The sequence below is a fragment of the Embleya scabrispora DSM 41855 genome, assembly GCF_000372745.1.
Taxonomy (GTDB): Bacteria; Actinomycetota; Actinomycetes; order Streptomycetales; family Streptomycetaceae; genus Embleya; species Embleya scabrispora.
Map to the genome: position 1 here is coordinate 19,133 of NZ_KB889716.1, position 25,847 is coordinate 44,979.

Below are 25,847 nucleotides of genomic sequence, written 5' to 3' on the forward strand. Positions count from 1 at the left end.
CTAGGGCCTGTTTCAGAAGTGGATCTTGGTTACAGCCATTCGCCGATGGCTGCGATGGTGATGGTGGCTTCGAATCGGACGGCGAGTTTGTCGTACCTGGTTGCGACGGCACGGTTTCGCTTGAGGCGGTTGATGCCGCATTCGACCGCGTGGCGGGCCTTGTAGTCCTCGCGGTCGAACGCGGGCGGCCGGCCGCCCTTGTGGCCGCGTTTGCGGCGGTTGCGGGCCTGGTCGACCTTCTCCGGGATGGTGCAGGCGATGCGGCGCCTTCGCAGGAGCGCGCGGTTGGCTCGGGAGCTGTAGGCCTTGTCGCCGCGCACCCGGTCGGGCCGGGTGCGCGGGCGGCCCGGCCCGATCCGGGGCACCCGGATCCCGTCCAGGACCGCCGCGAACTGCGGCGAGTCGCCCCGCTGTCCGGCCGTGACCAGCACCGACAAGGGTTTCTGGCCCTGTTCGCAGGCCAGGTGGATCTTCGTCGTCAGCCCGCCGCGCGAGCGCCCGAGCGCGTGGTCGTCGGGCTCGACGGCGACACCACCGGGCGGCTCCCTCTGGAGTGCCCCTTTTTACGGGCTCCGGCGGCGTGTTGGTGCGCGCGGCAGATCGTGGAGTCGATGTTGACGTCCCAGGTGATCAGGCCTCGCGCGTCGGCGTCGGCCTGGAGTCGCTCCAGGATGCGTTTCCAGGTGCCGTCGCGCTGCCACCGACGGAACAGGCCGTAGACCGTCTGCCACGGCCCGTACCGCTCCGGCACGTCACGCCAGGGCACCCCGGCCCGCGTCCGCCACCGGATCCCGTCGATCAGCTGCCGTTTCGTCCATATCGGTGGTCGTCCGGACTTGACGCCGACCGGCAACAGCGGTTCCAGGCGCGCCCATTGACCATCCGTCAGATCTCCCCGTCCCACACGATGATCATGGCAGATCAAGATCAACTTCTGAAACAGGCCCTAGCGGTCGAGTGCTCGGTGGGTGTGGCTCAGGTCAGTCAGGGCCAATGCCTGGCCGAGGCGGTTGCCGATGTCGCGGTAGAGGTCGAGTTCCTCGCGGTACAGGGGTTCGGCGCCCGCGTGGTCGCCCAGCATCCGCCGGGCGTCGCCCAGGCTGTCGAGGGTGTCGGCCTGGCGGCGGCGGTCGCCGATTTCGCGATACAGCTCAAGCGCCGCTCGTAGGGATTCCTCGGCGCGGTCGAACCCGGGGGGCCATGTTCGGTGTCGGTCCGGTTGCGGCGTCGTGGTCGGGGGCCGGTGTCCGCGTGGGGGCGGGTGTGGACGTGGTGCGGCCGGACCGGGTCGTGGGTGCGTGTGAGCCGCCGGTGGGGGCCGAGGTGCTTCGTGGGTCCCGGTCGTCTGGGGGGAGTGGGCGCACGAGGTCGGGGTCGGCCAGTGCCGCGGCCACGGTGTGGGCGTCGGGGCGGTCGTCGGGGTTCTTGGCCAGCAGGGCCAGGACCAGGTCCTGCAGCCGGGTCGGGACGTCGGCGCGCAGCGATCGCGGGAGCGGCGGGGCTTCGTTCAGGTGCAGGAGCATCAGCGCGTGCCAGGACCGGCCGGTGGAGGGGAAGGGGGTTTGTCCGGTGAGGAGTTCGAACAGGACACAGCCCAGGGAGTACAGGTCGGCGCGGGCGTCGGGCGCGTCCGCGCGCCACTGCTCGGGCGACATGTAGGGCGGGGTGCCGATCACCGCGCTCGCGGTCACCGGGGAGGCGGCGTCGACGGTGCGGGCGATCCCGAAGTCGCAGATCTTGATCCGGTCGCCGTTCTGGACGAACAGGTTCGCCGGCTTCAGGTCCCGGTGGACCACGCCGCTCTCGTGCGCGGCGGCCAGCGCGGCCACCGTCTGCCCGACCAGGTCCACCACCCGCTCCGGCGGCAGGCCGCCGGGGTGGTCGGCCGTCAACCGGGACAGGTCCCGGCCGCGCAGCAACTCCATGACGATGAACAGGTGCCCGTCGTGGCGGCCGACATCGTGCACCACCGTGATCCCCGGATGCTGCAACCCCGCCAGGGTCGCCGCCTCCCGCCGGAAGCGGCGTACCGCCTCCGCGCCCGACAACACCGGCAACACCTTCACCGCGACCTCACGGCCCAACGCGGCATCACGCCCCAGCCACACCTCCCCCATGCCGCCCCGGCCGAGCAGCGACTCCAGCCGGTAGCGCCGCGCCAACACCACCCCGGACAACCGCATACCGGAATCCATCGACCATCCCCGTTCCTTCACGCCACGCGAAAGCGCGTCCCGTGCCCAAGTGATTACACCCTCACGCCGGACCGCGGTACGAAAAGGCACACCTCGACGGCGGCCCCACCCGGAAAACACGCGACGAGGCCGATACCGCGCGCTGCCCCATGCCTTGCGCCTCCGTTCGCGCCGCGCCGGCCCCCGGCGGTGGTGTTCGCCGACGCCGGCGCGAACAACCGGGGCCAGTCCGACGTCGCCCAATTCCGGATGCCCGCGCGGCGTCACCCCTCCAAACGCTTACGTCGGTGCGACCGTCCTCGGTGCGGTGCGGTGCGGTGCGGTGCGGTGCGGTGCGGTGCGGTGCGGTGCGGTGCGGTCCGCGGCAGGGCGCTGCCTCCGGCGAATCGGGACAACAAGGGGTGGTCAAGGGGCAACCGTCTTGAACCGCCCTGGTAAAGGCGAAACAGGGATTTATCGGCCCCCTTTGTCCGGTGTCTGTCGGTGTTTCGACAGCACGCGCGTTCGTGCTGGTCACAGCGTCGTACAGACGGCGGACAAGGGGGGTGGGTGCACTCTCCGACGCACTGGGCGCCCAGTGGGGGCGCCCCGGCCTCGAGGAGCACGCCATGCCCGAACAACGTCCACCGGTACCGCGGCACGAATCCCGCCCGAAGTCCCCGTCGGTGTCTGGTGACGGCGTCGGCGAGGTGGTGTTGCGCGGCCGGGTCCCGGCTGCCCTCGGCTGTGTCCGCGTCGCCACGCTCGCCCAGTTGCGCGCACTGCTCACCCCTCAGCACGCGAGCACCTCCTACGTGCGCCGCGTCACCCTCACCCAGGAACAGCGCGGCCTGGTCGCCCGAGTGCGTCACGGGCGTACCGACGTCTGGCATCTCACCCGGGCCGGGCAGGCCGCGATCACCGCGCCCGGTGCCCCGCACCGACCGCGCGCCGCGACCGGCGAGGCCGCGCTGCGCGGCGGCCTGGCCGCCCACGCCCTCGCCGTCACCGCCGCCGCGTGCGTACGCCACCACGCCGGCCCCATCACCGGTTGGGACGTCGAGGTCGAACACCGCCTCGCGCGCCGCCGCCTGATCGCCGACGCCGTCGCCCGCCTCGACACCACCGACCACCGCGACACCGGAGTACGCCTGATCGAACTCGACCGCGCCACCATGCCCCCTGCACCGCCTCGCCANGAGAATCGACACCTGGACCCGCTGGGCCGAACACCGCANCCACGAAGGNCCNCGCCACCTCAACGGCTCCACCCGCGCGGTGTGGCGCGAGCGGTACCCGGGCCGCAACTGCCCGCCGCTGTGTGTGGTGACCACCGGCGCCGACCCGAGCGCGCTGCGCCGCCGGATCGACCGACTGCGCCCGACCCTGCACGCCATGCGCGCCCTGGACCGCCGTGTGATGCGCGTGTACGCGACCACCCTCGAACACCTCACCGAGCACGGCCCCGCCCACCGCCCGATCCGGACCGCCATCATGTGACCCACCCCCCGGCACGCGCGGACAAGGGGTGAATCGGGGCGTGTCCCCGGGGGTGCATCGAGTCGACCGCGCCCCCGGGGACGAACAGGCTGGTCAACCCCCTTGTCCGTGCGGCCGCGACCACGCCGACACCTCTGCTCGCACCCTTCGGTGCGGGGAGACGTCCTTCTCGCCCTGCCCGAGGCCCTGCCGAGGCATCGACGAACAACGGCTCGTCTCCTCACCCGTTCCTCCCGGCGGCGCAGGCCCCGGCGGCGCGGCGCGGCGGGCGGGAGCGCCCGGACGGCCACACACCGATGGACCGCCCGTGGCCCCGAAACACCGACGATCGTTTGCGGTACGACAATCATCCGAGCCGCGGCGGGACTACCCGCTCGCGTGTGGAGGGTGGTGGTCACGCGAAGACACCACCGCGACCCGGACGTGCCGACCCTGTGCCCGGGCGCCGGCTCGTCCATGCACCGGCCGGCCCGTTCGAGGGGCGGTCGCCGCCGCGACCTCGGCCGGCGGGTGGGGACTTCCTCACTGCCGGCGGGGTGGCGACCGCCAGGAAGGATCCTCTTCTCCTTGTCGGTGCTGCGGAGTACCGTTCCCGATCGATCTTTGGGATGTCCCATGTGGGTCATCCGCTAATGGACCAACGACGACGGCCACACCGTCAAGTCCGTCATGACACAAGAGATCGCCGCGCGATCCGACGAACAGATCCGCGCGATGCACCGCCACCTCGAACCCCTCGCACAACGCCCGTCCGACCCCGCGATGGACCCGATCAACCGCGTTCTCAATGCCAACCTGAACGCCTTCGTCCTCGAACGCCTCGAAGGACTCCACACCCCCGGCCGACACGTCGGCCTCAACGACCTCGTCCCCGGACTCCTGCGCCCGGACTTGGACCCGCAGTTGATCGCGACGATGGACCGTCTGTTCGACCGGGAGATCGACGAACTCGTCGCCCGCATCCGCAGGGGCCGGGCGGGATGACCCTTCCACGGGATACCGGCCTTCCCCTCCGCCGGTACCCGTGAGACGAACAAGGGCTCCGACCACGCGTGTCACGCGTGGTCGGAGCCTTTGCCTTGTTCGCTGTCGCGGGGCACAGCACGCACAGCCCACCGACAGATGAATGTGTGGACCCCGCGAAGAGCACGCCACCCACAGTGACACCAAACCCGCACGGCGCGCGTGGACTTCACCCGAAAGATGCGAACGCGCCCGCTCGGTCCGTGTGCCCGACCCCGTCCCACCTGCACGTCGCGCTCCGGTTTCGGGACCACCCACCACGAGGTTCGGCTGTCAAGGCGTTCGGTCCGGACAAAGGGGAGCAAGTACCGGCCGCCCCCGGTTGATTCAGATATGCAGCGTTCGTCCGTGTGGTCGGGTGGGGGTCCGTCCAGCGGGACCGGCCCGCGAACACGAGAGGCGTGCGGATGATCGTTCAACGCTACGGCGATCTGGAGATCGGCTACAGCTTGTCCTGGGTAGGGAGCGGAAACTGGGCAGGCGGCCCGCCCAGTCCGGCCGCGCGGATCAACACGTCGTTCCCTTGGCGAGTGTTCGGCGACGTCCTGTCGACCCAGCACCCCGTTTCCGAATGGCGGACGCGCGGACTCGCAGGGCTCATGGTCAGCGACCGCTCCGCGCGTAATACCCTGCTGGCCCACCCCGTCGATTTCGTCATAGTGGGGACCGACGCCGTCGGCCGGAGAGTCTGGCGGCCGATTCCGCCCGACGGGTTCGTCGCCCTGGGGGACGTCGTGACCTACGCCAACGGCAGGCCCGCCCCGTCCCAGTACGTGTGCGTGAGGAGGACCCACAACGGACGCGACTACGTGCGCCGGGCCGAACTCGGCCCTCGACCCATCCTCCAACTCGCCGAGGGAAGGGCCCTGTGGCCCATCACACCCCCGCGACTCCCGGACGACGACATCGCCGAGCGCCTGATCCTCCCCACCGGCACGTTCAGTTGCGGCCCCGCCACCGCGCACGGGCCCACGGACGTGACCTGGGTGCTGGACCTCCCCGCCGCCGTCGAGCGGGCCGTCGTCGACACCGACCTGCGGCTGGAGTCCCACAGCCCACCCCCACCCCGGACGGTCGTCACCGACCGGACCGTCGTCGTGCCGTACGTCATGGTCACCGACAACGGCCGCACCGAGTCGTGGAAGGTGGAGAACTCCCCCTTCTACCGGGTCCATCGCAGGCGCCGGTTCGACCTCGTCCGCCACGTCGACTTCCGGGGACAGGGCAGCGGCCAGATCGCCGAGGAGATCGAACAGGGCGTCTCGAACGACCGGTCGACGGAGTTCTCCCGCACCACGGGGGTCACCGTCGGCGTCTCCGTCGGAGTGGAGGTCTCGGCCACCCCCTTCGGCATCGGCACGAGCGTCAACATGGAAACCTCCGTGAGCCAATCCGTCGAACTGGGCTACGCCAGCCGCTACGGCGTGACCACCTTCGACCACAGGCGGGTCCGCGTGGCGTACGACGTCCCCGCCGGCCACTCCGGCGCCCTGTGGTCCGACCGGCACGAACTGGTCCCCGTCCGCGGGGACGGCACCCTGATCACCAACGCCAACCTCGGGCTCAACTCCGGCAACTACGTGGGCCGCACCTTCCCGCACTCCGCGGGCAACCCCGTGATGGTCCGCACGCTCTCCGCCGAGGAGACCGCGACCACCCACACCCCGGAGACCGACCCCGAGACCCCCGCCCCGACCGAGACCGACACCACACGGACACCGCAGTAGCCGACCGGTCCGCCCCCGGGTCGGAGAGGGGGCATGAGAGGCGTGTGGCGCGGTGCCGAGGGGGCCGGGGCGGCCGCGTCGGTCACTGTCGGCCGGCCGCCGGTCCGTTCAAGTCATTCCCGTGGTCTTGGCGTTCCGGCCCCTCCCGGGCCGGCAGGCTCCCTTGAGTACGGCCGGGCCTTCGGCGTCTTCGCCGGTCCGGTGTCTTCGCCCGGAAAGGGCGAAGCCGTCACGAGAAGGGTGGGACCATGAAGGGCGATCCGAAGGTCATGGCGGCGTTGCAGGCGCAGCTCAGGACGGAACTGACCACCGTCGACCAGTTCTCCCAGCACGCCTTCAGGCACGAGCACCAGGGCCGGACGGTCCTGGCGCAGGCCATCGAAGCCGCGGCGCTGCGGTCGACGGCCGCCGGCAAGGTCCTCTCCTTCCGGCTGCTCGACCTGGAGGGCAACCCCGATGCGCAGGGGAGGGACAAGATCACCATCGGGGAGAACGTGAGGGAGATGTTGGAGAGCGACTTGCGCCTCGAGTACACGGTGCGGGATCAACTCAATACGGCCATCGATACGGCGACCGGTGTTCGCGACTGGGGGTCCCAGCGGATCTTCCTGGACATCTTCACCGACCGGGAGACGCATCTGCTCCTTCTGGAGCGCCAGCTTGCCCAACTCGGGACCTGAGCTTCGCTCCGAACGCGACACCCAACCCCACACCGGCCCCGACATCCGAACTCATGTCCATCGCATGTCGAGTGCGTCGAGCGCGGCGATGCGTTCGGCGGGGAGTTTCGGCCGTCGGGTCCTGGTGGTGGTGATCCATACCCCCAGGCGTACGTCCTCGCGCCATCCGTCGAACGCGACGACGGTTTCGACGTGTCCGCGGGGGACTTCGAGGTGCCCGACCCGCTCCCGGTAGGCGGTCGCCGCGCTGAGCGCGATCGCGAAGGCCTGCTCCCGACTTCGCTTGGGCCTGGGCCCGCCCGGCTCGGGTGCCTCGCCCACGGGAAGCGCCACGGTGTCGGCCGCCGCCCCGGGCGGGGTCAGCCCCAACCCGACCAGGCGCCCGCGCTGCTCCTCGCCCAGCGTGTCCCAGCCGGCCCGCTGCCGGGCGACCCAGCGACCGATCGCCTCGCCGCGATGCACGACGTCCAGGGCGACGTCGTGCAACCGGGCCCCGACGCCGCGTGCAGCCAGGAGCTCGCCGGCGTAGGTGAGGCGTCGTTGCCAGGACACCGGCCAGTGCGGTGGGTTCCACGGCTCGCCCTCGTCGAGCGCGTCGAGCGCCTTGGTCCGTATGGTGTCGTCGAGGCCGCTCTTGCGGTCCTGGGCCCGCTTGGTCTCCCACCACTTGCCGATGCGGGAAGCCCTCGATCACCGCGTCGCCCGGAGCGGCGAGCGTGGTGTGTTCGCGCGCGTATTCACGCGCTATGGCCAACCCGTCCTCCCAGGCCTGATCGAGCAGCGACCACACCATCCCCAAATCGTTCAGTTTCTGGATCTGCTTGGTGTTCAACCGCCCGGCCGCGTATTCCCTGCGCTGTTCGGAGATCCAGCCGCCCAGCGGGAACTTCACGCCGTGGTGGTCGACGTCGACGCCGTCGAGGGGGACGCGCAGGTCGGGGTGCGCGCGGCGGTAGCGCTCGGCCGCGCGTAGGCCGCGCAGCCAGTTCCGCGACTGCGGGTCGACGACACGCATCTCGACGAAGCGGGCGATCTCGACGGGGTCGCGGCGGCTGGAGAACCGCAGGATCGGCCGCCACTCCTCCCGCTCCGCCCCGCCCGCGTCGTCGCCGGTCCCGCCGCTCGTGTCGTCCTCGTCCGCCTCGTCCGGGCCGCGTTCGCCCTGGGGTGTGCCGTTGACCTGGGGCACGGCCAGGACGTCGACGATGTCCGCGTCGTGGGCGCGCAGCGCCTGGAGGACACGTTGGAGCGGTCGCCGGCTCGGCGAGACGACATGTCGTCGCGGTGTTCACCGGCCTGGAGGAAGATCGGGACCACGATCGTGGCGATCTTGCCCCCGCGCACGGACGGCCGCACGACACGCCCCACGGCCTGGACGATCTCCACGATCGACCCCTTGGGGTCCAGGATCGCGACGGTGTCGATCTCGGGCACGTCCACGCCCTCGCCCGTGGTCGGCCGCGATCACCGGCCCCGGCCACGGCCGCCCGATCCGCCCCCCGAGCTCGCGGCAGAACGCCCCGTCCGCGGGCAGCATCCGAGGCCGCCCGGCACCGCTGTCGCGCCACACCAACTCTGCCATCGTCGGATCGAGCAGCGCGTCCGCCACCGCGACCGCCTCCGGGAGGACGACCGCGTCCCGCCCGACCACGCGCCACCACCCGAAATCACCCCCGGCGTCCCGACCCACGAACGACCACCTCGTCTCACCGCTCAACGGGGCGACCCGAAACACCCCACCGGTATCCAAAGCCCCACCTCACTGCGAACGTCACACCCCACCGCACACGAAGCCCCCGGACCGACACGGCCCCACCGGCGCATGCCGAACTCCCCCGGCAGCGTTTCCGCTCGACCGACAGCGAACCACGCCGCGTGCGTCGGTTGTCGATCGTTTGGCCCGGCCGTCCGTCCCGACCACGACGCCGCCGGCCGCGTCGTGCGCCGGCCCGGCTTGGTCCTTCACCTTCGAGGACGACGACCGCCCCGCGTCATCACCGGCCACGGCGTGGCCTTCCGCAACCGCGAACACATCGCCGACCGGATGACCGGGCAGGCCGGCCGCAAGGCCATGGTCCGCTTCATGTGCCCCACCACACCCACGAGATCGAGGTCTGCATCCCCCACGGTCGCCGCCTGGGCATCGCATACCTCGCCGACTGGGCCACCCCCGAACGACGCGCCGCTCTGCGCCGTACCCGAGCGGCCCGCGCCCGCCGCCTGCGCGCCGGGGCCAAAGCCGCCGAACAACTACGCCGCGACCGCTTCGCTCCCGCCGCGACCCCCGCCGACGCGCGCCGCCCGGACGCACTGACCGCGCCCGAGGCCGCCCGGGACATGGCCCGACATCGCAAGGACGACCTCGCGAAGCCGGCGCCGCCCGATCTGATCCCGCCCGCTCCGCCCCCGCCCGACCGGGCGGAGGGGCGGGGTCCGCCGGCCGTCGCGTGACTCCCATCGTGCGCCCGATCAACGGCCACGACGGGATGGCGAACGCAGGGAGTTATTTATTCCTGGTTTTGACCAAATAAGTGACCGATGGCCATCATGGCTCGGTGAGTATCTCTACGACCCGCCGTGCGAGGGCGGGCTATGAAGACCTGGTCCTTGCGGAACTGCGCCGTTCCGGCGCCCTCAGTCGCGCGGAACTGTGCCGGCGTACGGGACTGCCGAAGACCACGATGTTCGGCGTCGTCGCCGAACTCCTGGAACGCGGCGCGATGATCGAGCAGGAGGCCGCCGGGTCGGCCGGGCGAGGGCGCGGCCGGCCTGCGGCGCTGGTGGCCCTCAATCCCTCGGCGGGGTTGTACGTGGGCGTCGACGTGGGCCGCCGTCGGGTGCGTCTGGTCATCGCGAACGCCTCCCACGAGGTCGTCGCGACCGGTCTGGCGGACATCGCCGAGGACGCGGTCCCCGAGGTGGTGGCGGACACCGTGGTGACACTGGTCCGCGCGGTCGCCGAACGCGGCGGGATCGGGCTGTCCGGGCTCACCGCGGTGGGGATCGGGGTGGTCGGCGTCCTGGGCGGCGCGTCGTCCTCGACGCCGGTCGAGGAGGTGCGCCGGCTGGTGGGCGAGGAGTTGGGCGTCGCGGTTTCGATCGGTAACAACTCGCGGATGGCCGCGCTGGCCGAGGCGACATGGGGCGCGGGACGGCAGGTCGACGACCTGGTCTACGTCCGTTGGTCCACGGGGATCGGCGGGGGCTTCGTGGTGGGCGGTCGCGCCGTGACGGGCGCACGCGGCGGGGCGGGGGAGATCGGTCATGTGAGCGTGGACCCCAACGGCGCGTCGTGTCACTGCGGTGGCCGGGGCTGTCTGGAAGGACTGATCGGCGGGGCCGCACTGCTGGACGCGTGTGCCGCGCGGGGGCTGGCACTGGCGGATCTCGACGCGCTGGTCACCGCGGCCCAGGACCTGTCGCCGGTGGCATGCAGGGTGGTCGACGCGGCGGCGGCCAGGCTTGGCCGGGTGCTGGCGGGCGTGGTCGTGCAGCTCGACCCCCAGCGCATCGTGGTGGGTGGCGAGTTGGCGCAGCTGGGCTCGCTCGTTCTCGATCCGGTGCGGGAGGCGATAGGCCGCCTCGCGTTGCCTCGCGTGGCATGGCCCGTCGACGTGGTCCAGGCCGACCTCGGGGTCAACGCCGCCGCCCTCGGCGCCCTCGCTCTGCTGCTGCGTGAGGACGAGCAGCCTGCCTGACGGCCGGCATGGGTGGATCATTTTTCCGGATGAGGAACTAAAAGGGTCAGGTCACCGTCAGTAGGCGCATGATCTGTTGCGGTTTTCCCCTCTGTTCACCTCTTGCGCGGCGAGCGTGGACGTAATTACGATCCATTTCCGGAATAAATAAGCCGGGCCCGGCAACGGGACCGCCTGATCGGCCGTGCCCGGCCGCCCGCTCTCCACCCGCCGCCCCCGGCGGCACCGTCGCGCCCCGATCCCGCCACGATCCCGGCCCGGTGCCGCCGCTCCCAGCAGAAGGCGCGATCGTCGTATGCCAGTTCGCAACGTCCTGTTCCTGATGACCGATCAACACCGGACCGACACGCTGGGCTGCTACGGCAACCCGGCGGTCGACACCCCGGCGCTCGACTCGCTCGCCGCCGACGGCACCCGATTCGACCGCTTCTACACACCCACGGCCATCTGCACGCCGGCTCGCGCGTCGCTGTTCACGGGCCAGTACCCCTTCCGGCACGGGCTCCTCGTCAACCCGGAACGCAACGGCGGCGCCCGCGACGAACTCGACGACGCGAGCCCGGTGCTGGCCCGCCCGCTGCTGGAGCGCGGCTACCGGATGGGGCACGTCGGCAAATGGCACATCGGCCGCAACTGCGGGCCCGAGCACCACGGCATCGACGGTGAGCACCTCACCGGCGCGCTCAACCCCGTACACCACCCGTCGTACCTGTCGTGGCTGGAGAAGAACGGGTACCCGGGCTTCTCGGTCAAGGACCCGATCTTCGGCAAGGCCGAGAACGGCACCGGACGCGGCCACCTGATCGCCGGCCGCCTCCAGCAGCCCGCCGAGGCGACGATGGAGGCCTTCCTCACCGACCGCACCCTCGAACTCCTCGACCGGTACGCGGCGGGCAACCGCGAGGACGGCCGGCCGTTCATGTTGTCCTGCCACTGGTTCGGGCCGCACCTGCCCTACCTGATCCCGGACGAGTACTACGACATGTACGACCCGGACTCCGTCCCGCTGCCCGCTTCGATGGCGGAGACCTTCGCCGGCAAGCCCGAGGTACAGCGTCGGTACAGCGAGTACTGGTCGGTGGACCACTTCGACGCAGACCAGTGGCGCAAGCTGATCGCCGTCTATTGGGGCTACGTGACGATGATCGATCGCCAGGTCGGTCGGCTCCTCGACGCGCTCAAGGCACACGGCCTGTGGGAGGACACCGCGGTGTTCTTCACCGCCGACCACGGCGAGTTCACCGGCGCCCACCGGCTGAACGACAAGGGGCCGGCGATGTACGAGGACATTTATCGAATCCCTGGCATCGCCCGGGTGCCCGGCCGACCGGCGCAGGTCCGGGACGACTTCGCCACGCTGATCGACCTGTTCCCGACGATCCTCGACATCGCCGGCGCGCCGGTGCCCGAACCGTGTGACGGCCGCAGTCTCCTCCCGCTGCTGTCCGGCGAGCCGTCCGACGGCACCCGCGAGCAGGTCGTGGCCGAATTCCACGGCCACCACTTCCCCCACTCCCAGCGGATGATCCGCGACCGGCGGCACAAGCTCGTCTACAACCCCGAGAGCGTGCACGAGTTGTACGACCTCGAAACGGACCCACACGAGCTGCACAACGTCTACGAGGCACCCGCCTACGCGGGCGTGCGCCGCGACCTCACCGTGCGCCTCTATCGCGAACTCCTCCGGCGCGAAGACCCCGCCTACACCTGGATGAGCTACATGTCCGACATCGGCGGCGACCGTGCGCCCGATGTCGACGGCGTCGCGGACGAGGTCGCATGAGCGAGGACACCAAACCGGCCCGCCCCGGCGGCGCGTCGCCCGACACCGCCGAAGCGCCGTCTGCACCCGGCACCACCGCGAAGGCACCCACCGGCCGCCGAATACCCCTGCCCAAGCCCTCCTCCGTCCTGTTGTCCCTGTGCTCGGCGGCGCTCGGCCTGCTGGTGTGGATCGGCCTGACCAAGAGCGGCATCGAGGACCTCCCCGGTCCATGGGCGGTCGCCAAGCGCGGGGCCGAACTCGTCGAGGACGGCACGCTCTTCGACGACATGGGCGCCAGCCTGCGCCGGGTCCTCACCGGATACCTGCTCGGTGTGGCGCTGGCGATCCCGGTCGGCTTCGCGATGGGCTGGTATCCCATCGTGCGCCGGCTCATCGACCCATGGATCCAGTTCTTCCGCATGGTTCCGCCACTGGCGATCATCCCGCTCGCGATCCTGACCATGGGCATCGACGAGAAGCCCAAGGTCTTCGTGATCTTCCTGGCCGCGTTCCTGTCATCCGTGGTCTCCACCTACCAGGGCGTCGTGTCGGTCGACTCGACCCTCGTCAACGCCGCCCGCGTACTGGGCGCCAAGGACCGGCAGGTCTTCATCGGCGTCGTCGTGCCCGCCTCCACGCCGTTCATCCTCGTCGGCATGCGCATCGGCCTGGGAGCCTCGTGGGCCACCGTCGTCGCCGCCGAGCTGATCGCCGCGCAGAGCGGACTGGGCTTTCGCATGCAGCAGGCGCAGCTCTACTACGACCTGCCCACCATCTTCGTCCAGCTCATCGCCATCGGGGCGATCGGGCTCGTCATGGATCGGCTGCTGCTGCTCGCCGAGCGGCGGCTCACCGGCTGGCAGGAAAGAAGGTAGCCGGATGCCCACCATCTCCTTCACCGAGGTGTCGCGCGACTTCGCGCTCAAGACCGGCGAATTCCACGCCCTCGACCGAGTGAGCCTGGACATCCACGACGGCGAGTTCATCACCGTCGTCGGCCCGTCCGGCTGCGGCAAGAGCACACTCATGAACATCGCCGCCGGACTGCTGGACGCCACCGGAGGCACCGTCACCGTCGACGGCGAACCGGTGCACGGGCCGAGCCCCGAACGCGGTGTCATCTTCCAGCAGTACGCGCTGTTCCCCTGGATGACGGTGCGCAAGAACGTCGAGTTCGGCCTCAGGATCGCCGGGGTCGGCAGGCGCGAACGCGCAAAGACCGCGCTGCGGATCATCGACCTGGTCGGACTCGGCGACTTCGCCGACGCGCTGCCCAAGACGCTGTCCGGCGGCATGAAACAGCGCTGCGCCATCGCCCGCGCCTACGCCGTCGACCCCAAGGTCCTGCTCATGGACGAGCCCTTCGGTGCGCTCGACGCGCTCACCCGGGTACAGATGCAGGACTCGCTCCTGGAGACCTGGAACCGGGACCGGCGCACCGTCATGTTCATCACGCACGACGTCGACGAGGCGGTGTACCTCGCCAATCGGGTCGTGGTCATGGCCGCCCGTCCGGGGCGGATCCACCGCGTCATCCCTGTCGACCTGCCCTACCCGCGGACCGAGAAGATGCGTCTGTCCGCCGAATTCGCGGACCTGCGGCGCGAGGTCTGGAACGCGGTCTACCACCAGCCCGCAAGCTCCGAAAGGACCACCCCGTGAAGCGAAAGCTTGCCGGCCTGTGTGCCGCCGCCGCCTTGATCCTCGCCTCGGTGACCGCGTGCGGAGACGACGACTCGTCCTCCGGCGACCGCAAGGTCACGTTCGGTTACATCGGCGACTACAGCGGCTCGGCCGCCCTCGCCGTCGCCGCGAAGCAGGACCTGTGGAGCAAGCAGGGCCTCAAGCCCGACCTGAAGGTCTTCACCAACGGACCGCTCCAGGTGCAGGCTCTCGGCACCAAGAACCTGGACTTCGGCTACCTCGGCCCCGGCGCGCTCTGGCTGCCGGCCACCGGCAAGGCGAAGATCGTCTCGGTCAACATGCTGGGCCAGGCCGACCGGGTCATCGCGCGTCCCGGCTCCGGCATCGCCAAGCCCGCCGATCTGAAGGGCAAGAAGATCGCCGTCCCGGCGGGCACCTCCGGTGACATGATCCTCAACCTCGCCCTGCGGGAGACCGGCCTGAAACCGTCCGACGTCTCGGTGGTACCCATGGACCCGAGCACCGTCGTCACCGCGTTCGGCTCGGGCTCGGTCGACGCCGCCGCCATCTGGTACCCGCTGATCGACAACATCAAGAAGCGCGTGCCCGACCTCGTCGAGGTCACCCGAACCGAGGACTTCTATCCCCGGCTGACCTTCCCCAACGTGTTCGTCACACAGCCCGAACTCGCGGCGAAGGACCCCGAGTTGGTCCGCAAGGTCACGGCCGTGCTGCGCGCGGCGAACGACTGGATCGTGGCCAACCCGACCGAGTCCGAAAAGATCACGGCCGCCTTCCTCAAGCTCCCGGCCGCCCAACTGGCCGGCTCGACCAAGTACGTCAAGCTGCTGCCGTCGGCGGAGCTGACGAAGCTCACCCAGGACGGCACGGTGAACGGCTGGTTCGACAACCTCGCCGACATCTTCGTGCAGATGGACAAGATGCCCAAGCGCGACGCCGCCAAGGACTACTACCTCGGTGACCTGTACGCCGGGGCCGGGGGTGTACCCAAGCAGTGAACGCGGGACCCGGTCGCCCCACCGCACACGGCGGTAGGGACGACCGGGCCCGTCCCTACCGGACTCGGCCGCACCCGGCCGCCGCGGGGCGCCACTGCGCCACTTCAGAGGTGAGACATGTTCTTGAACCGGCAGGAAACCGGCCCCGTCGTCGACGCCGCCCTCGGATCCGGGGCCGGAAACGGCTCCACGTCGGCGATCCGGCCAGGACACACCGGTGCCTGCTGCGGTCCGCGCCGTCCGGCGCCCGACGCGCCCACCGAGCCGGCCGCTCCCGCGTCATCCGGGCCGCGGCGCCGTGCCGCCGCCCCGTCCCTGCGGGGCATGGTGCGCGTTCCCGAAGGCCCGTTCCTCATGGGTGGCGACGACGCCGACGCGTTCCCCACCGACGGCGAGGGCCCGGTCCGCGAGGTTCACGTGCCCGCCTTCCACATCGACGCGACCACCGTGTCCAACGCGCGCTTCGCGATGTTCACCAAATCGACCGGATACCGGACGGACGCGGAACGCATCGGCTGGTCATACGTGTTCGACGGGTTCGTCCACCCGCGGGCCCGGGCACACGTCCTGGCCGGCACCGTGCCCGGCGCCCCTTGGTGGCGTCCCGTCGCCGGGGCGGGCTGGCGCACCCCCGAGGGACCCGGATCCGGCATCGGCGACCGGCCGAACCACCCCGTCACACACATCTCCTGGAACGACGCCGCCGCCTACGCCGAGTGGGCCGAAAAGCGCCTGCCCACCGAGGCCGAGTGGGAAAAGGCCGCCCGCGGTGGCCTGGTCCGCAAGCGGTTCCCCTGGGGCGACGAACTCGCCCCGCGCGGGCGGCCGCGCTGCAACATCTGGCAGGGCGACTTCCCGCACCGCGACCCCGCGACGCGGGGACGCCCCGCGACAGTGCCCGTCGACGCCTTCGCACCCAACGGTTTCGGCTTGTACAACGTCGCGGGCAACGTCTGGGAATGGTGCGCGGACCGATACAGCACCGACTGGCACGCGCCACGAACCCCGGCCACCCGCGTCGACCCCCAGGGCCCGCCCACCGGCGACACCCACGTCCTGCGCGGCGGCTCCCACATGTGCCACGCGTCCTACTGCAATCGCTACCGGGTCGCCGCCCGCAGCTCCAACACACCGGACAGCTCCGCCGGCCACATGGGCTTCCGCTGCGCGGCGTCCGCCTGACAAGCCACAAGCAACGCGGGCCGGACCCGGAAACGCCGGACTCGTCCACGGGACACATCGGTTCCCGGCTGACAGCCGAGAAAAGGAACATGTCCGGCAGATTGTCGAATTTCGTCGAACCCTTCATCCCGCCGCGCGTCCGTGCGAGCGCTACAGCTTCCGTGGAGAACTCATGACCCACCCGACACGGCGCACCTTCCTGACCGGAGCCGTGGGAACCACAGGCATCGCCGCGCTGGGCGGCATTGCCCGCCCGACACGAGCGCAGGCGGCCGATCGTGACCGGCCACGTTTCGAATTGGTGCGCGACAAGCGCTCCGGCATCCATCTGCTGTGGTGGGGCGAGCGCAGCGCCCGGTTCGCGGCCACCGAACTCGCCGCCTATCTACAGATGATGACCGGTGTCCGGGTGCCGGTCTCCCCGGCTCGACTCCACGGTGACGCACCTCGGATCGCGACGACCGGGCTGTGCGCGGTACATGGGCCCGCCACCCCTGGTGCGCTGCCCACAGCGTGGCTCGGCACCGCCGATTCCGCGTTGTCGGGCACCGAGGAAGACAGCTACTTCATCGGGGCGTCGGCTGCCCGACTCGTGCTCACCGGCGTTGGTCCACGCGCGGTCGTGTACGCGGCCTACTCGCTCCTGGAACAGTTCGGCGTCCGGTTCTTCGCTCCGCAGTACGCGTACTACGAGGGCGCGGCCGAGCACGTTCCGCAGCTGAGCGACATCATCGTCGCCGACCCCCCGGCCAATGTCACCAGTCCCTCGTTCGCGCTGCGTCGCAAGGACGTCGAGGAAGGCTGGAGCATCAACTCCGGCAATGTCGTCGCATTGATCGACTGGATGGCCAAGCAGCGGTTCGGCACGCTTGTCTTCCCGTATGACTACCAAGCGGAGGGAGTCACCAACTACGACGACTTCCGATCGGTCGTCGTGCCGGAACTCGCCAAGCGCGGACTCACCCTGGAACTCGGCGGCCACGGCTACAACTCGTTCCTGTCTCCGAATCGGTATCCGCAGTACTACACGACGGGCTACAACGTCTTCAACGCACACGACGAGGCCGCCGTCACTCAGTATGTCGCCAATGTCGTGGCCTACCTGCGCACCCGACCCGAGGTTGCGATCTTCGACTGCTGGCCGCCGGACGGGGCGAGCTGGGCGCCGGCCACCATGGCGGCGTTCGGCACCGCCACCAACGCCGAGACGCACATCGTCAACGCGCTCGTCGCGGCGCTGGCGAAGGAGAGCCTGACGGTCCAGGTGGAGCGAATCGCCTACATCTGGACCTCGGGACTCGAGCCGCCCACCGCAGGCCACGCCTTCGACGACAGTGTGCTGATCGATTTCGCCGCCTTCGGCCGAAGCTACGCCGTACCGCTGAACGATCCGTCGTCGGCTACGAATGCGACCCACATGTCGGCCCTGCGGAGCTGGCGTGCGGCCCACAACGGTGACCTGGCGATCTACGACTACTCCAGGCGCTACCGCTGGCGCAGCCTCGGCAATCCGCTCGCCGTGCTGGCCACGGACGCCGCACTGTACAAGAGCCTCGAGCTCACCGGCGTCGAGAGCTATGCCGAGCCGGGTAGCTGGTTGCAGTTCGAGGCACTGCACCTGTTCACCGCGCGCAGCGCATGGGACGCCGGACTGACCGCCGACCGATTCCTCGCGGAATATCTCCCGGCTCGTTTCGGACCGGGAGCGGACCGGATGCGCGACTACTTCGCCCGGACGACGGCCGATCCCGACGGATTGAACGGCCAAGGCGGTGGCGCCGCGTTCCGCGCCCAGTACCAGGCGGCGCAGGCCGATGTGCAGGCCGCTCTCGCGCAGGTCGGTCGGCAGACGGCCGCCGCAGTTGTACTGCGGCGGCTCGCGGCAGGGGCCGAGGTCTCGCTCGCCGACATCGACATCACCCACTACGCGCAGATCCGGGATAACGCCGGAGTCCAGCAGGCGAAGGACCGCTACCGACAGCTGACCCAGGCGCACCGCTTCGAAGGCGTGCAACTGGAGTCGGCCTATGTATCACGTCGCTATGACGGCTCGGTCAGCCGTACCGACATCGCCCGCGAGTATCGGGCGGCCGCGTGGGGGTACCTGCCCGACCAGCGACTGACCGTGCGATCCGGCAGTGAGGTACAACTGAGGATCGTGGCTCAGCCGGTCGACTTCACCCCACGCCGCGTCGAGTGGGTGCTGCGCCTGCCGGACGGGATCACCGCGGCCGACCTCCGGGGCACTCTCGACGTACGCGGAGCCGAGCAGCCCGGCGTGAGCGTGCCCCTGCGAGTCGCCGCGACATTGCCCGCCGGCACCTATACGGCGACGGTCGACTTCGCCATCGACGGCACCGCGCTGACGACCGCGCAGACGACCGTGGCAGTGACGGCGTGACCTCCGCGGCCCCGCCAACGGCGTCGAGCCGCTCCGACGTCCCCTCCAAGGTAGCGATCTCCCCCTGTAGCACCAGCCGGCGCATCATCCGCGCCACGTCCATGTGGCGCATGTTGTGGCCGGCGTAGAGCCGGGAGCCGGACTCCCGGCAGCCGGAGATAACCGCTTCGACCAGGCCGGCGGACGAACAAATGGAGGACATCGCCGAAACCGTCGTGGGGATATGCCGGGGAATGCCTTGCCTGCGGACTTCTCCTCGGCGCGTGATGGGGGCATCGGTCGGCACGGGGGTCGGCTGTGTCGTAGAGGGCAAGATGGATGCCCTTCGCGCTCATCGGGGGGACGATGTGGGCCGCGTCTCCGAGCAGGTACAGCCTGCCGTGGCTCATCGGGCTGAACACCACGCACCGCAGGGGCACGATCCGCTTGTCCGCGATCCGACCGGTCGGCACCTCGGTGCCGAAGCGCTCCTGCAGTTCGCCCCAGATCCTCTCGTCCGGCCACTGCTCCGTCGTGTCCACATGGATGTGTGGCCACGTGTCGTCGCCCGATCGCGCACCGGGGTCACCATTTCAGGGCTTCCTCGTGTGCGTCGTAGAGCCCGTACCCCGTGTACGGCGGGGCGGGGGAGTCGAGTTCGTCTTCGTCGGTGTCCGACCCCGGCAGCGGTGACTCGTCGCAACTGTCGTCGAGCTCGTCGAGGCTGTCCTCGCTTGTCCGGGGGACCATATCGCCGAGGTCCGGTTCACACTCCTCGCGCGCGGAACGTGTCGGCGGAGGAGCCCGGGTGGGTGTGCCGCGGGCCGGGAGGTCTTGTTCGGCACGGGTGGCGTGTCCGGTGTGGGCGCGGCGCATGAGCCGGTCGAGGGCGTCGGCGAGGTCGACCTCGTATCGGTCGCGGTCCGCGTGGTGGGCGGTGACCGATTCGACGTACCGCCGGGTGCGTTCGTCGAACGGGTGGTGGGCGTGCTCGTGGTGGATCCAGGGGATTTCCGTCAACTCGCCGTCGGGCAGGCGGATCCGCAGCCGGCGGCCGTCGTGGGGGTTGTGGTGGACCTCCCGCTTCCCGCCTCGGGCGGCGACCTCGCGGGACTGCCCGCGAAGCGGGCCCGGTACCTCGTGGTCGTATGTGCGGTGGTCGACGCGGATCCCGCGGTCGCCGGCGGCCTGCCATCGCACCGGCAACAGTTCGAGGTAGTCGCTGCCGGTCAGCGGTACCGGCACGTATCCGGCGACTGCGACGAGCGCGGCCCACATCCGGTTCGGCGTCAGCGCGACCTTCGGCATCACCGGATGCCGCAGCCCCTCATGGGGGCGCTGCTGCCAGGGCACGAGCCACTCGTCGAGCAGGTCCTGTAACCGGGCGACACTGAAACACGCTTCGCGTTCGGTGTCTTTGCCGCGGCGGGTGATGCCGGATCCGGTGTATCCGGGAAGGCGTCGGCAGAACAGGGAGTTGATCGAACCGATGGAGCGCCCTCGTGGTGCCCTTCGCGGCCGGCATGCATGGCGGATGGGCGTGTGGGGTGCGAACCCGGATGTGTCCGGGAACGACGGGCCGTGTGTCGACCGTCCGTGCGGACGCGCGGGTGTCGTCAGTGGTCGGGGAGGTACGTCGTCTGCAGGACGTAGACGCGTTCGCTGCGCACCACGATCAGGTACACGAACATGCCGTCGTCGACGTAGGCCGTACCCGCACGGGGATTGGGCCCCTCATACAGGGTCCCGTCGAGATACAGGGCCTCGGCCACGCGGACGATCTCCGCGACCGCGGTCTCGACCAAGGCGACGAACGCCTCCGGCGCACCGCCCACCACGCTCGCCTGGTCGGGTTCGTACTCCCAGCCCCAGCTCACACGCCCACCGCGGCGTAGGCGGCCCGCAACAACTCGCCGGAGACCCGAACACCACGGGCACGCACCCGGGGGTCGTCACTGACGGTGTCGACCTGTTCGGCGTGGTGGTAGCGGAACGCGAGGTCCGGGTGGCGTTCGATCTCCGTGATCGCCGCCCAGTGCCGCAACCAGGCCCGCAACGGGTCGAGCCGGTTGATCTCCAACGCCTTCGCGGTCGCCTCGCGCTGGGACCGGTCCATCTCGGGAAGCCAGTGCGGCGCCAACAAGGCGATCGCCTGGCGCACTCCCTCGATCGTGCGCTCCGGCCGTGCCATCACCGGAGTCGAGTACTCGGGCTCGGCGGTCACCCCAAACCCCTTCCTCACGACAACACGGTCAACCCCACCCACTCTAGCCGCCGCCGCCCCCCGGACATGGCGCCGAACGGAGCGGCGGATCAACCGACGCGTTCACCAACCGGTGGAAGGTGGCCTGCGACGGCATCACCACCGCATCACCGTGCCGGTCCTCAAGGAAGTTGTACGACCAACGGCATCAGACCCTTGACGGTGCCCCTTCGAACGCCCCCGCTGCCCACAGAGCACATCCCGGATCGCGGCCACTACTCGCTCGTCGCTGCGCCCGGTCGCGTTCGCGCCGCGTGCGGCGCGGTGGTCGACCAGGCCCCACAGGCCCTGCCGCCGATACCGGCCGCGCATGCGCTGCACCGTCGTCCGCGACACCCGCCCGAAGCCCAGCGCCGTCAACTCCTCGGCCTTGGCTGGCTCCCGCTGTGCCACGGTGAACCGCTCGGGGTCGTACTCCGGCCGCGGCGTCCCACCACCATCGACACCGGCCACTCCGGCCTCGACCTCCCGGATGTGCCGCTGCCACGCCAACGCCCTCTCCCGCGCCGCCACCGGGGCGGTCTCGAACAACCCCCACCGCGACACCGCCGGCGGCCGCTCGGCCTCGGTGCCCAGGACAGCGAAGCCCGACGAAGGGTCAACGACCCGAGCGTGGTCGACGCGTCCGAGCACAAACCCACCCGGTTCGCCTCCGCCGCCCGCCGCGGGCTGCGCGTGCCCGACACGTTGTTCACCTGCGACCCCGCCACGGCCTGCGCGTTCGTGGCCGCCCGCCGTGACAGGGTCGTGGTCACGCCGCTGACCAGCGGCACACCACGTTCGTCCCCACCACGGGCATCCGCCTCTCGGACGACCTGTCGGGCATCGCCGGTACCGTCCACTACCTCCAGGCCCTGGTTGAGGACCGGCTGTTCGACGCGCGGGTGACCGTGCTCGACGACCGGGTGTTCACCTCCGCGATCAGGACGAACGGAGCGCTCGACTGGCGCACGCTGCCCCCCGACGCGTGCGAGCACCGCCCGTCGAGGCGCCGGCGGGGATCGCGACGGCGTGTGTGGAGCACGTGCGCGACCTCGGTTTGGTCTACGCGGCCCTGGACTTCGTCGTCACCGAGGACGGCTGGATTACCTGGAGACCAACTGCGCCGGCGAGTTCGGCTGGATCGAGGCTCTCACCGGGCTTCCCGTCTCCGCCGAGATCGCCCGCGTCCTCACCGGCGACACGCGCCGACGATCGCCCACACGCCCCGCACGGGTGAGGATGTGACGATGGACCCGCTGCTGGACGCCGCCGTATGTGCCCTCGGCGTCACCGACGAACCGTGTCCGTTGACCGCGCACCACGACACCGCCTGGCGGGCCGGCTCCTGGAAGATCAAGACCGTGACCGGGTCGGACGCCCGCGCGCTGCCGCTGCACGAGGTCCGCGCCGTGCGGCTGCTGCACGCGCAGGGCCTGCACCCGGCGGACGGCCGGTACCGGCCGGTACCGGTACGTCCGCGAAGACCTGTGGACCACAGCGGAGTTCCTTGCGGGCGTCGACCTGTGGCAATGGTGCGCCCCGGACCCCCGGCCCGGACCCGGACGTCGCGCCGCGTCTGCTCGATATCGCGCACCGGGCGTTCGCGGCGCTGGAGCGCCTGCACGCCGCCGGGTGGCGCCACGGCGACATCCAACCGTGGAACGTCCTGATCACCCCGGCCGACGACGTCGCGTTCATCGACCACGAATACGCCCACCACCCCGACCTGTTGCCGCTCGCGGGCCCGTACCGGGGCGGGATGGACCACGCCACCGTCCCCGACGTTGCCCGCCGACTCCTGGCCACCACCCCCGACGTCCACATCGCACTCACCCCCGCCNNCGAGCGNCNNNCCNNCNCCNCNGNNNNGNNCACNCNGNACNGNCACCANCNCNNCCCCAGGTCACCGCAGCACAGACCCGGACTTCTTCAGGGGCAAGTAGCTAGGCGACCGCGGATCCGGGCCCACAAGCGGCCGGGGACGAAGACGCCGATCACGGGGCGCGTGCGGCGCGCGGGGACGACCCGGGGGCGTGCCGGCGGACCGACTCGTAGTAGTGATGAAGCCCCTGTAATGGGGGTGGAGCGAAGGGGTCGGGTCGTTCGTGACTGTGTTGATCGCATCAACCGGACGAAGTCCGGGAGGAGTTCGGTGGACCAGTTGAAATCACAGGTCAAGCCGTTTGAGATTTCGAAGTGGGAGGCCAAAGAGGCATGGGAGGAAGTCAGGGCGAATAGGGGGGCACCGGAGTGGACGGGCAGAGCATCGACGAGTTCGAGAAGGACCTGAAAAGCAACCTCTACAAGGTCTGGAACCGGATGTCGTCGGGCTCGTATTTTCCACCTCCGGTACGTGCGGTGGCCATTCCCAAGCCACACGGTCAGGGCGTGCGAATACTTGGAATTCCCGCTGTCGCTGATCGCGTGGCCCAGACCGTGGTGGCCCGGCATCTGATGCGAAGGGTGGAACCCGTCTTTCATCCGGACAGCTTCGGATACCGGCCCGGACGGTCCGCCTTGGACGCTGTGGAGAAGTGCCGGAGACGCTGCTGGAAGCGGGACTGGGTGGTGGAGTTCGACATCACCAAGTTCTTCGACAGCGTGCCCTGGGACCTCCTGGTCAAGGCGGTGGAAGTGCACACGGACGCCGTTTGGGTGAAGTTGTACGTGCGGAGGTGGCTCGCTGCCCCGCTCGCCATGCCCGACGGCTCTCTGCTGGAGCGGGAGTGCGGGACGCCCCAAGGCGCCCCGGTATCTCCTGTGTTGGCGAACCTGTTCCTGCACTACGCGTTCGACTCTTGGATGGCCCGGGAGTTCCCCTCCGTCTGGTTCGAACGCTATGCGGACGACGCGGTGCTGCACTGCGTCACCGAGGGGCAGGCCCGGCAGGTGCTGGCCGCGCTCGGGAACAGGATGGCCGAGGTCGGGTTGCGGCTGAATCCGGCCAAGACCCGGATCGTGTATTGCAAGGACGGACAACGCCGGGGTTCGCACGAGCACACGGAGTTCACGTTCCTCGGGTACACGTTCCGCGCCAGGCGGAGTCGGAGTCGACACGGAAACCTGTTCTTGTCGTTCGACCCGGCGGTCGGCAGGGACGCCCTGAAGAAGATGGGGCGGGAGCTGAGGTCCTGGCACCTGCACACCCGCTCGGATCTGTCCTTCCAGGAGCTCGCCCGCAGGATCAACCCTGTAGTGGCGGGCTGGCTCAACTACTACGGCCGCTTCAGGCCGTGGGAGCTCATCCCCTTCACGATGCGCATCAACACCTACCTGGTGCGCTGGATCCGCCGGAAATACAAACGGCTCGCGGCCAAGCGGAAGGCCATCACGAAGATGCAGGAGATCGCCCGGCGATACCCCCGCATGTTCGCGCACTGGCGCCTTACCCCCTCCGCAAACGCCGTGGCGATTTGATGACCAGGACGACAAGAGCCGTGTAACGGGCGACTGTTACGCACGGTTCTGTGAGAGCCGGAGGGTGAGACTCCCTCCGGCTACTCGGCACGGGGCTTTGGCCTGGGTCGCAGGCCCGGGATGGCCTACCGCCGGGGTGTGCGGGCCCCGGGTGCGCCGGGGCGGTGGTGTGTTTCGGCGAGGTGGTCGAGGCGGATCGCGTCGAGGCTGGTTTTGGTGATGCGTTCGGTGCCGTCGACGATCGCGGTGATGGCGGCTTGGCGGATGAGGCGGGAGGGGGCTGCCGATGCGTCCGGCGGTGCGTTGGCGGGTGGTAGGCGGCGAGGCGGGGGAGTGTTCCGGCGCGGTGTGCGTTCAGGTCGAGGGCGGTTTCCACTCCGGCGATCAATGCTTTGAACGGTTCGCGTGTGCCGAGCCGTGCGGGGAAGGCCCCGCACTCGACCAACGAGGCCCGTCCGGCGAGCCCGGCCCCGCGTACCCCACTGAACAACGGTGTGGCGGCCACGTCGATGCCCGCGTACACGAACGTCGCCGGGATGCGTTCGGTGAGGTCTCTTCGACAGGTCGGCGGTCTCCGCGCCGGTGGTGGTGCGGGGGTTGAGGCGGCGGGGTCTCGTCGATGAGGACCAGGCGGACGCCGGCCCGGTCGTACGTGTGGCAGACGGCCTCGGTGATCCGGGCCTGCGTCATTCGGGTGCCGGCGGGGATGCCGAGGTAGCGGGCGAACTCGGCGGCGAGGGCCTTGGCGGTCGCGCCCGGTGGCACGAGGACGTACGCCACCGGCACCGGGTCCGTGTCGCCGACGGGCGCGATCCGCGGCCGTCGGCGGCGGTGCTCGACGCGCAGACCGCGCACAGCCATCAGGGCGGTGAGGCGATCGGTTTCGACATGGGCAAGCGCACCCGCGGCCGCAAGCGGCACATCCTCGTGGACACGTGCGGGCTGCTGTTGAAGGCGGTCGTGCACGCGGCGAACGTGCAGGATCGAGCGGGGGCCAAGCTCGTTCTTGCGGGTCTGTCGACGGCGTTTCCGCTGGTGGGGCTGGTGTGGGTGGACGGCGGATACGTCAATTCGGTCGACGACGGCCTGATCGGGTGGGCGGAGGAGAACGCGGGCGTCAGACTGGAGGTCGTTGCCCGGAACGCGGATCCGAAGGGCTTCCACGTCCTGCCGCGCAGGTGGGTGGTGGAGCGGACGTTCTCCTGGTTGGGGCGGTGCAGAAGGTTGGCAAGGGACTACGAACGCAAGACGGCGCACGCCGAGGCCATGATCAAGGTCGCCATGATCCGGCTCATGGCCGCCCGCCTCGCCGGCGAGGAGATCACACCCAACGGCCCCATCGAGACCGAAGCCGCACGACGCCTCGCCGAGGACACCAAAGGCCAATAGCTCC

General features: G+C 70.2%; 23 protein-coding genes and 4 pseudogenes. 16 read left to right on the plus strand and 11 right to left on the minus strand.

What is annotated here, in order from left to right; translation table 11 throughout:
• Positions 1-29 precede the first annotated feature (29 nt).
• From A3IC_RS66170 to A3IC_RS60010, 3 genes are all read right to left on the minus strand, one after another.
• A protein-coding gene (locus tag A3IC_RS66170; RefSeq protein WP_425387326.1) for an IS5 family transposase occupies positions 30-904 on the minus strand; the annotation gives its coding sequence in 2 pieces (ribosomal slippage) (positions 30-538 and positions 538-904; 876 coding nt in all).
• A gap of 42 nt (positions 905-946) precedes the next feature.
• Positions 947-1,150, minus strand: a complete 204-nt coding sequence (locus A3IC_RS73875; RefSeq protein ID WP_079027066.1) for a hypothetical protein — start codon at positions 1,148-1,150, stop codon at positions 947-949.
• A 1-nt stretch (position 1,151) separates the two neighbouring features.
• A complete protein-coding gene (locus A3IC_RS60010; RefSeq protein ID WP_079027067.1) occupies positions 1,152-2,195 on the minus strand; it encodes a serine/threonine-protein kinase in 1,044 nt (347 codons plus the stop codon).
• A gap of 608 nt (positions 2,196-2,803) precedes the next feature.
• Here A3IC_RS60010 and A3IC_RS73880 point away from each other — a divergent pair.
• The 5 genes and pseudogenes from A3IC_RS73880 to A3IC_RS0143795 all read left to right on the plus strand — a co-directional run.
• Positions 2,804-3,346, plus strand: a pseudogene (locus A3IC_RS73880) (replication-relaxation family protein); the annotation flags it as partial.
• A gap of 106 nt (positions 3,347-3,452) precedes the next feature.
• Positions 3,453-3,674, plus strand: coding sequence for a hypothetical protein (locus A3IC_RS71980; protein ID WP_020556404.1), 222 nt, complete (start codon positions 3,453-3,455; stop codon positions 3,672-3,674).
• 669 nt (positions 3,675-4,343) lie between these two features.
• Positions 4,344-4,658: a hypothetical protein gene (locus tag A3IC_RS0143785; protein WP_020556405.1), complete on the plus strand. Its 315-nt coding sequence runs from the start codon at positions 4,344-4,346 to the stop codon at positions 4,656-4,658.
• Positions 4,659-5,104: 446 nt separating this feature from the next.
• Positions 5,105-6,424 (plus strand): Vps62-related protein, encoded by a 1,320-nt coding sequence (locus tag A3IC_RS0143790; protein WP_026219419.1) that lies wholly within the window; start codon positions 5,105-5,107, stop codon positions 6,422-6,424.
• A gap of 248 nt (positions 6,425-6,672) precedes the next feature.
• A complete protein-coding gene (locus A3IC_RS0143795) occupies positions 6,673-7,104 on the plus strand; it encodes a ferritin-like domain-containing protein (protein ID WP_026219420.1) in 432 nt (143 codons plus the stop codon).
• Positions 7,105-7,155: 51 nt separating this feature from the next.
• Here A3IC_RS0143795 and A3IC_RS0143800 read toward each other — a convergent pair whose 3' ends face one another.
• The 3 genes and pseudogenes from A3IC_RS0143800 to A3IC_RS73890 all read right to left on the minus strand — a co-directional run.
• Complete coding sequence (locus A3IC_RS0143800) at positions 7,156-7,656, minus strand: helicase associated domain-containing protein (RefSeq protein ID WP_020556408.1); 501 nt, start codon at positions 7,654-7,656, stop codon at positions 7,156-7,158.
• A gap of 298 nt (positions 7,657-7,954) precedes the next feature.
• Positions 7,955-8,119 (minus strand): annotated as a pseudogene (locus A3IC_RS73885) (helicase associated domain-containing protein); the annotation flags it as partial.
• Between the two features lie 380 nt (positions 8,120-8,499).
• Positions 8,500-8,544: pseudogene (locus tag A3IC_RS73890) on the minus strand (hypothetical protein); the annotation flags it as partial.
• A 645-nt stretch (positions 8,545-9,189) separates the two neighbouring features.
• Between A3IC_RS73890 and A3IC_RS60015 the strand changes: the two are divergent.
• From A3IC_RS60015 to A3IC_RS60020, 8 genes are all read left to right on the plus strand, one after another.
• Positions 9,190-9,555: a hypothetical protein gene (locus A3IC_RS60015; protein ID WP_020556410.1), complete on the plus strand. Its 366-nt coding sequence runs from the start codon at positions 9,190-9,192 to the stop codon at positions 9,553-9,555.
• 104 nt (positions 9,556-9,659) lie between these two features.
• Positions 9,660-10,802: an ROK family transcriptional regulator gene (locus A3IC_RS0143815; protein ID WP_052174065.1), complete on the plus strand. Its 1,143-nt coding sequence runs from the start codon at positions 9,660-9,662 to the stop codon at positions 10,800-10,802.
• 295 nt (positions 10,803-11,097) lie between these two features.
• Positions 11,098-12,585 carry a sulfatase family protein gene (locus A3IC_RS0143820; protein WP_020556412.1) on the plus strand — a complete coding sequence of 496 codons (1,488 nt, stop codon included), beginning with the start codon at positions 11,098-11,100 and terminating at the stop codon, positions 12,583-12,585.
• Entirely contained in the window at positions 12,582-13,442 is an 861-nt protein-coding gene (locus A3IC_RS0143825; RefSeq protein WP_020556413.1) for an ABC transporter permease, read from the plus strand. The genes A3IC_RS0143820 and A3IC_RS0143825 overlap by 4 nt, the downstream gene beginning before the upstream one ends.
• A gap of 4 nt (positions 13,443-13,446) precedes the next feature.
• Positions 13,447-14,229, plus strand: a complete 783-nt coding sequence (locus tag A3IC_RS0143830) for an ABC transporter ATP-binding protein (protein WP_020556414.1) — start codon at positions 13,447-13,449, stop codon at positions 14,227-14,229.
• Positions 14,226-15,230, plus strand: coding sequence for an aliphatic sulfonate ABC transporter substrate-binding protein (locus A3IC_RS0143835; protein WP_020556415.1), 1,005 nt, complete (start codon positions 14,226-14,228; stop codon positions 15,228-15,230). Before A3IC_RS0143830 ends, A3IC_RS0143835 begins: the two co-directional genes overlap by 4 nt.
• 117 nt (positions 15,231-15,347) lie before the next feature.
• Positions 15,348-16,412, plus strand: coding sequence for a formylglycine-generating enzyme family protein (locus tag A3IC_RS0143840; protein WP_020556416.1), 1,065 nt, complete (start codon positions 15,348-15,350; stop codon positions 16,410-16,412).
• Positions 16,413-16,584: 172 nt separating this feature from the next.
• Positions 16,585-18,813, plus strand: coding sequence for a DUF4838 domain-containing protein (locus tag A3IC_RS60020; RefSeq protein WP_020556417.1), 2,229 nt, complete (start codon positions 16,585-16,587; stop codon positions 18,811-18,813).
• A gap of 296 nt (positions 18,814-19,109) precedes the next feature.
• Here the strand turns inward: A3IC_RS60020 and A3IC_RS66200 are convergent.
• The 4 genes and pseudogenes from A3IC_RS66200 to A3IC_RS0143860 form a co-directional block, all read right to left on the minus strand.
• Positions 19,110-19,331, minus strand: a pseudogene (locus tag A3IC_RS66200) (FAD-dependent monooxygenase); the annotation flags it as partial.
• Between the two features lie 46 nt (positions 19,332-19,377).
• Positions 19,378-20,145 carry a hypothetical protein gene (locus tag A3IC_RS0143850; RefSeq protein WP_026219422.1) on the minus strand — a complete coding sequence of 256 codons (768 nt, stop codon included), beginning with the start codon at positions 20,143-20,145 and terminating at the stop codon, positions 19,378-19,380.
• Between the two features lie 263 nt (positions 20,146-20,408).
• A complete protein-coding gene (locus A3IC_RS0143855; protein ID WP_026219423.1) occupies positions 20,409-20,669 on the minus strand; it encodes a hypothetical protein in 261 nt (86 codons plus the stop codon).
• Positions 20,666-21,016 (minus strand): hypothetical protein, encoded by a 351-nt coding sequence (locus tag A3IC_RS0143860; protein ID WP_026219424.1) that lies wholly within the window; start codon positions 21,014-21,016, stop codon positions 20,666-20,668. Before A3IC_RS0143860 ends, A3IC_RS0143855 begins: the two co-directional genes overlap by 4 nt.
• 1,268 nt (positions 21,017-22,284) lie before the next feature.
• On the opposite strand from A3IC_RS0143860, the gene A3IC_RS0143870 reads away from it, so the two are divergent.
• Positions 22,285-22,707: a hypothetical protein gene (locus A3IC_RS0143870; RefSeq protein WP_079027070.1), complete on the plus strand. Its 423-nt coding sequence runs from the start codon at positions 22,285-22,287 to the stop codon at positions 22,705-22,707.
• A 580-nt stretch (positions 22,708-23,287) separates the two neighbouring features.
• Entirely contained in the window at positions 23,288-24,454 is a 1,167-nt protein-coding gene (gene ltrA / locus A3IC_RS0143875; RefSeq protein WP_020556419.1) for a group II intron reverse transcriptase/maturase, read from the plus strand.
• 384 nt (positions 24,455-24,838) lie between these two features.
• On the opposite strand, the gene A3IC_RS73895 is transcribed toward ltrA, so the two are convergent.
• The gene (locus A3IC_RS73895) at positions 24,839-25,240 is read right to left on the minus strand and encodes a P-loop NTPase family protein (protein WP_425387396.1); all 402 of its coding nucleotides are present in this window, start codon (positions 25,238-25,240) and stop codon (positions 24,839-24,841) included.
• Between A3IC_RS73895 and A3IC_RS60025 the strand changes: the two genes are divergently transcribed.
• Positions 25,136-25,843 (plus strand): IS5 family transposase, encoded by a 708-nt coding sequence (locus tag A3IC_RS60025; protein WP_425387397.1) that lies wholly within the window; start codon positions 25,136-25,138, stop codon positions 25,841-25,843. The two genes, A3IC_RS73895 and A3IC_RS60025, sit on opposite strands and share 105 nt — an antisense overlap.
• Positions 25,844-25,847: the final 4 nt, after the last annotated feature.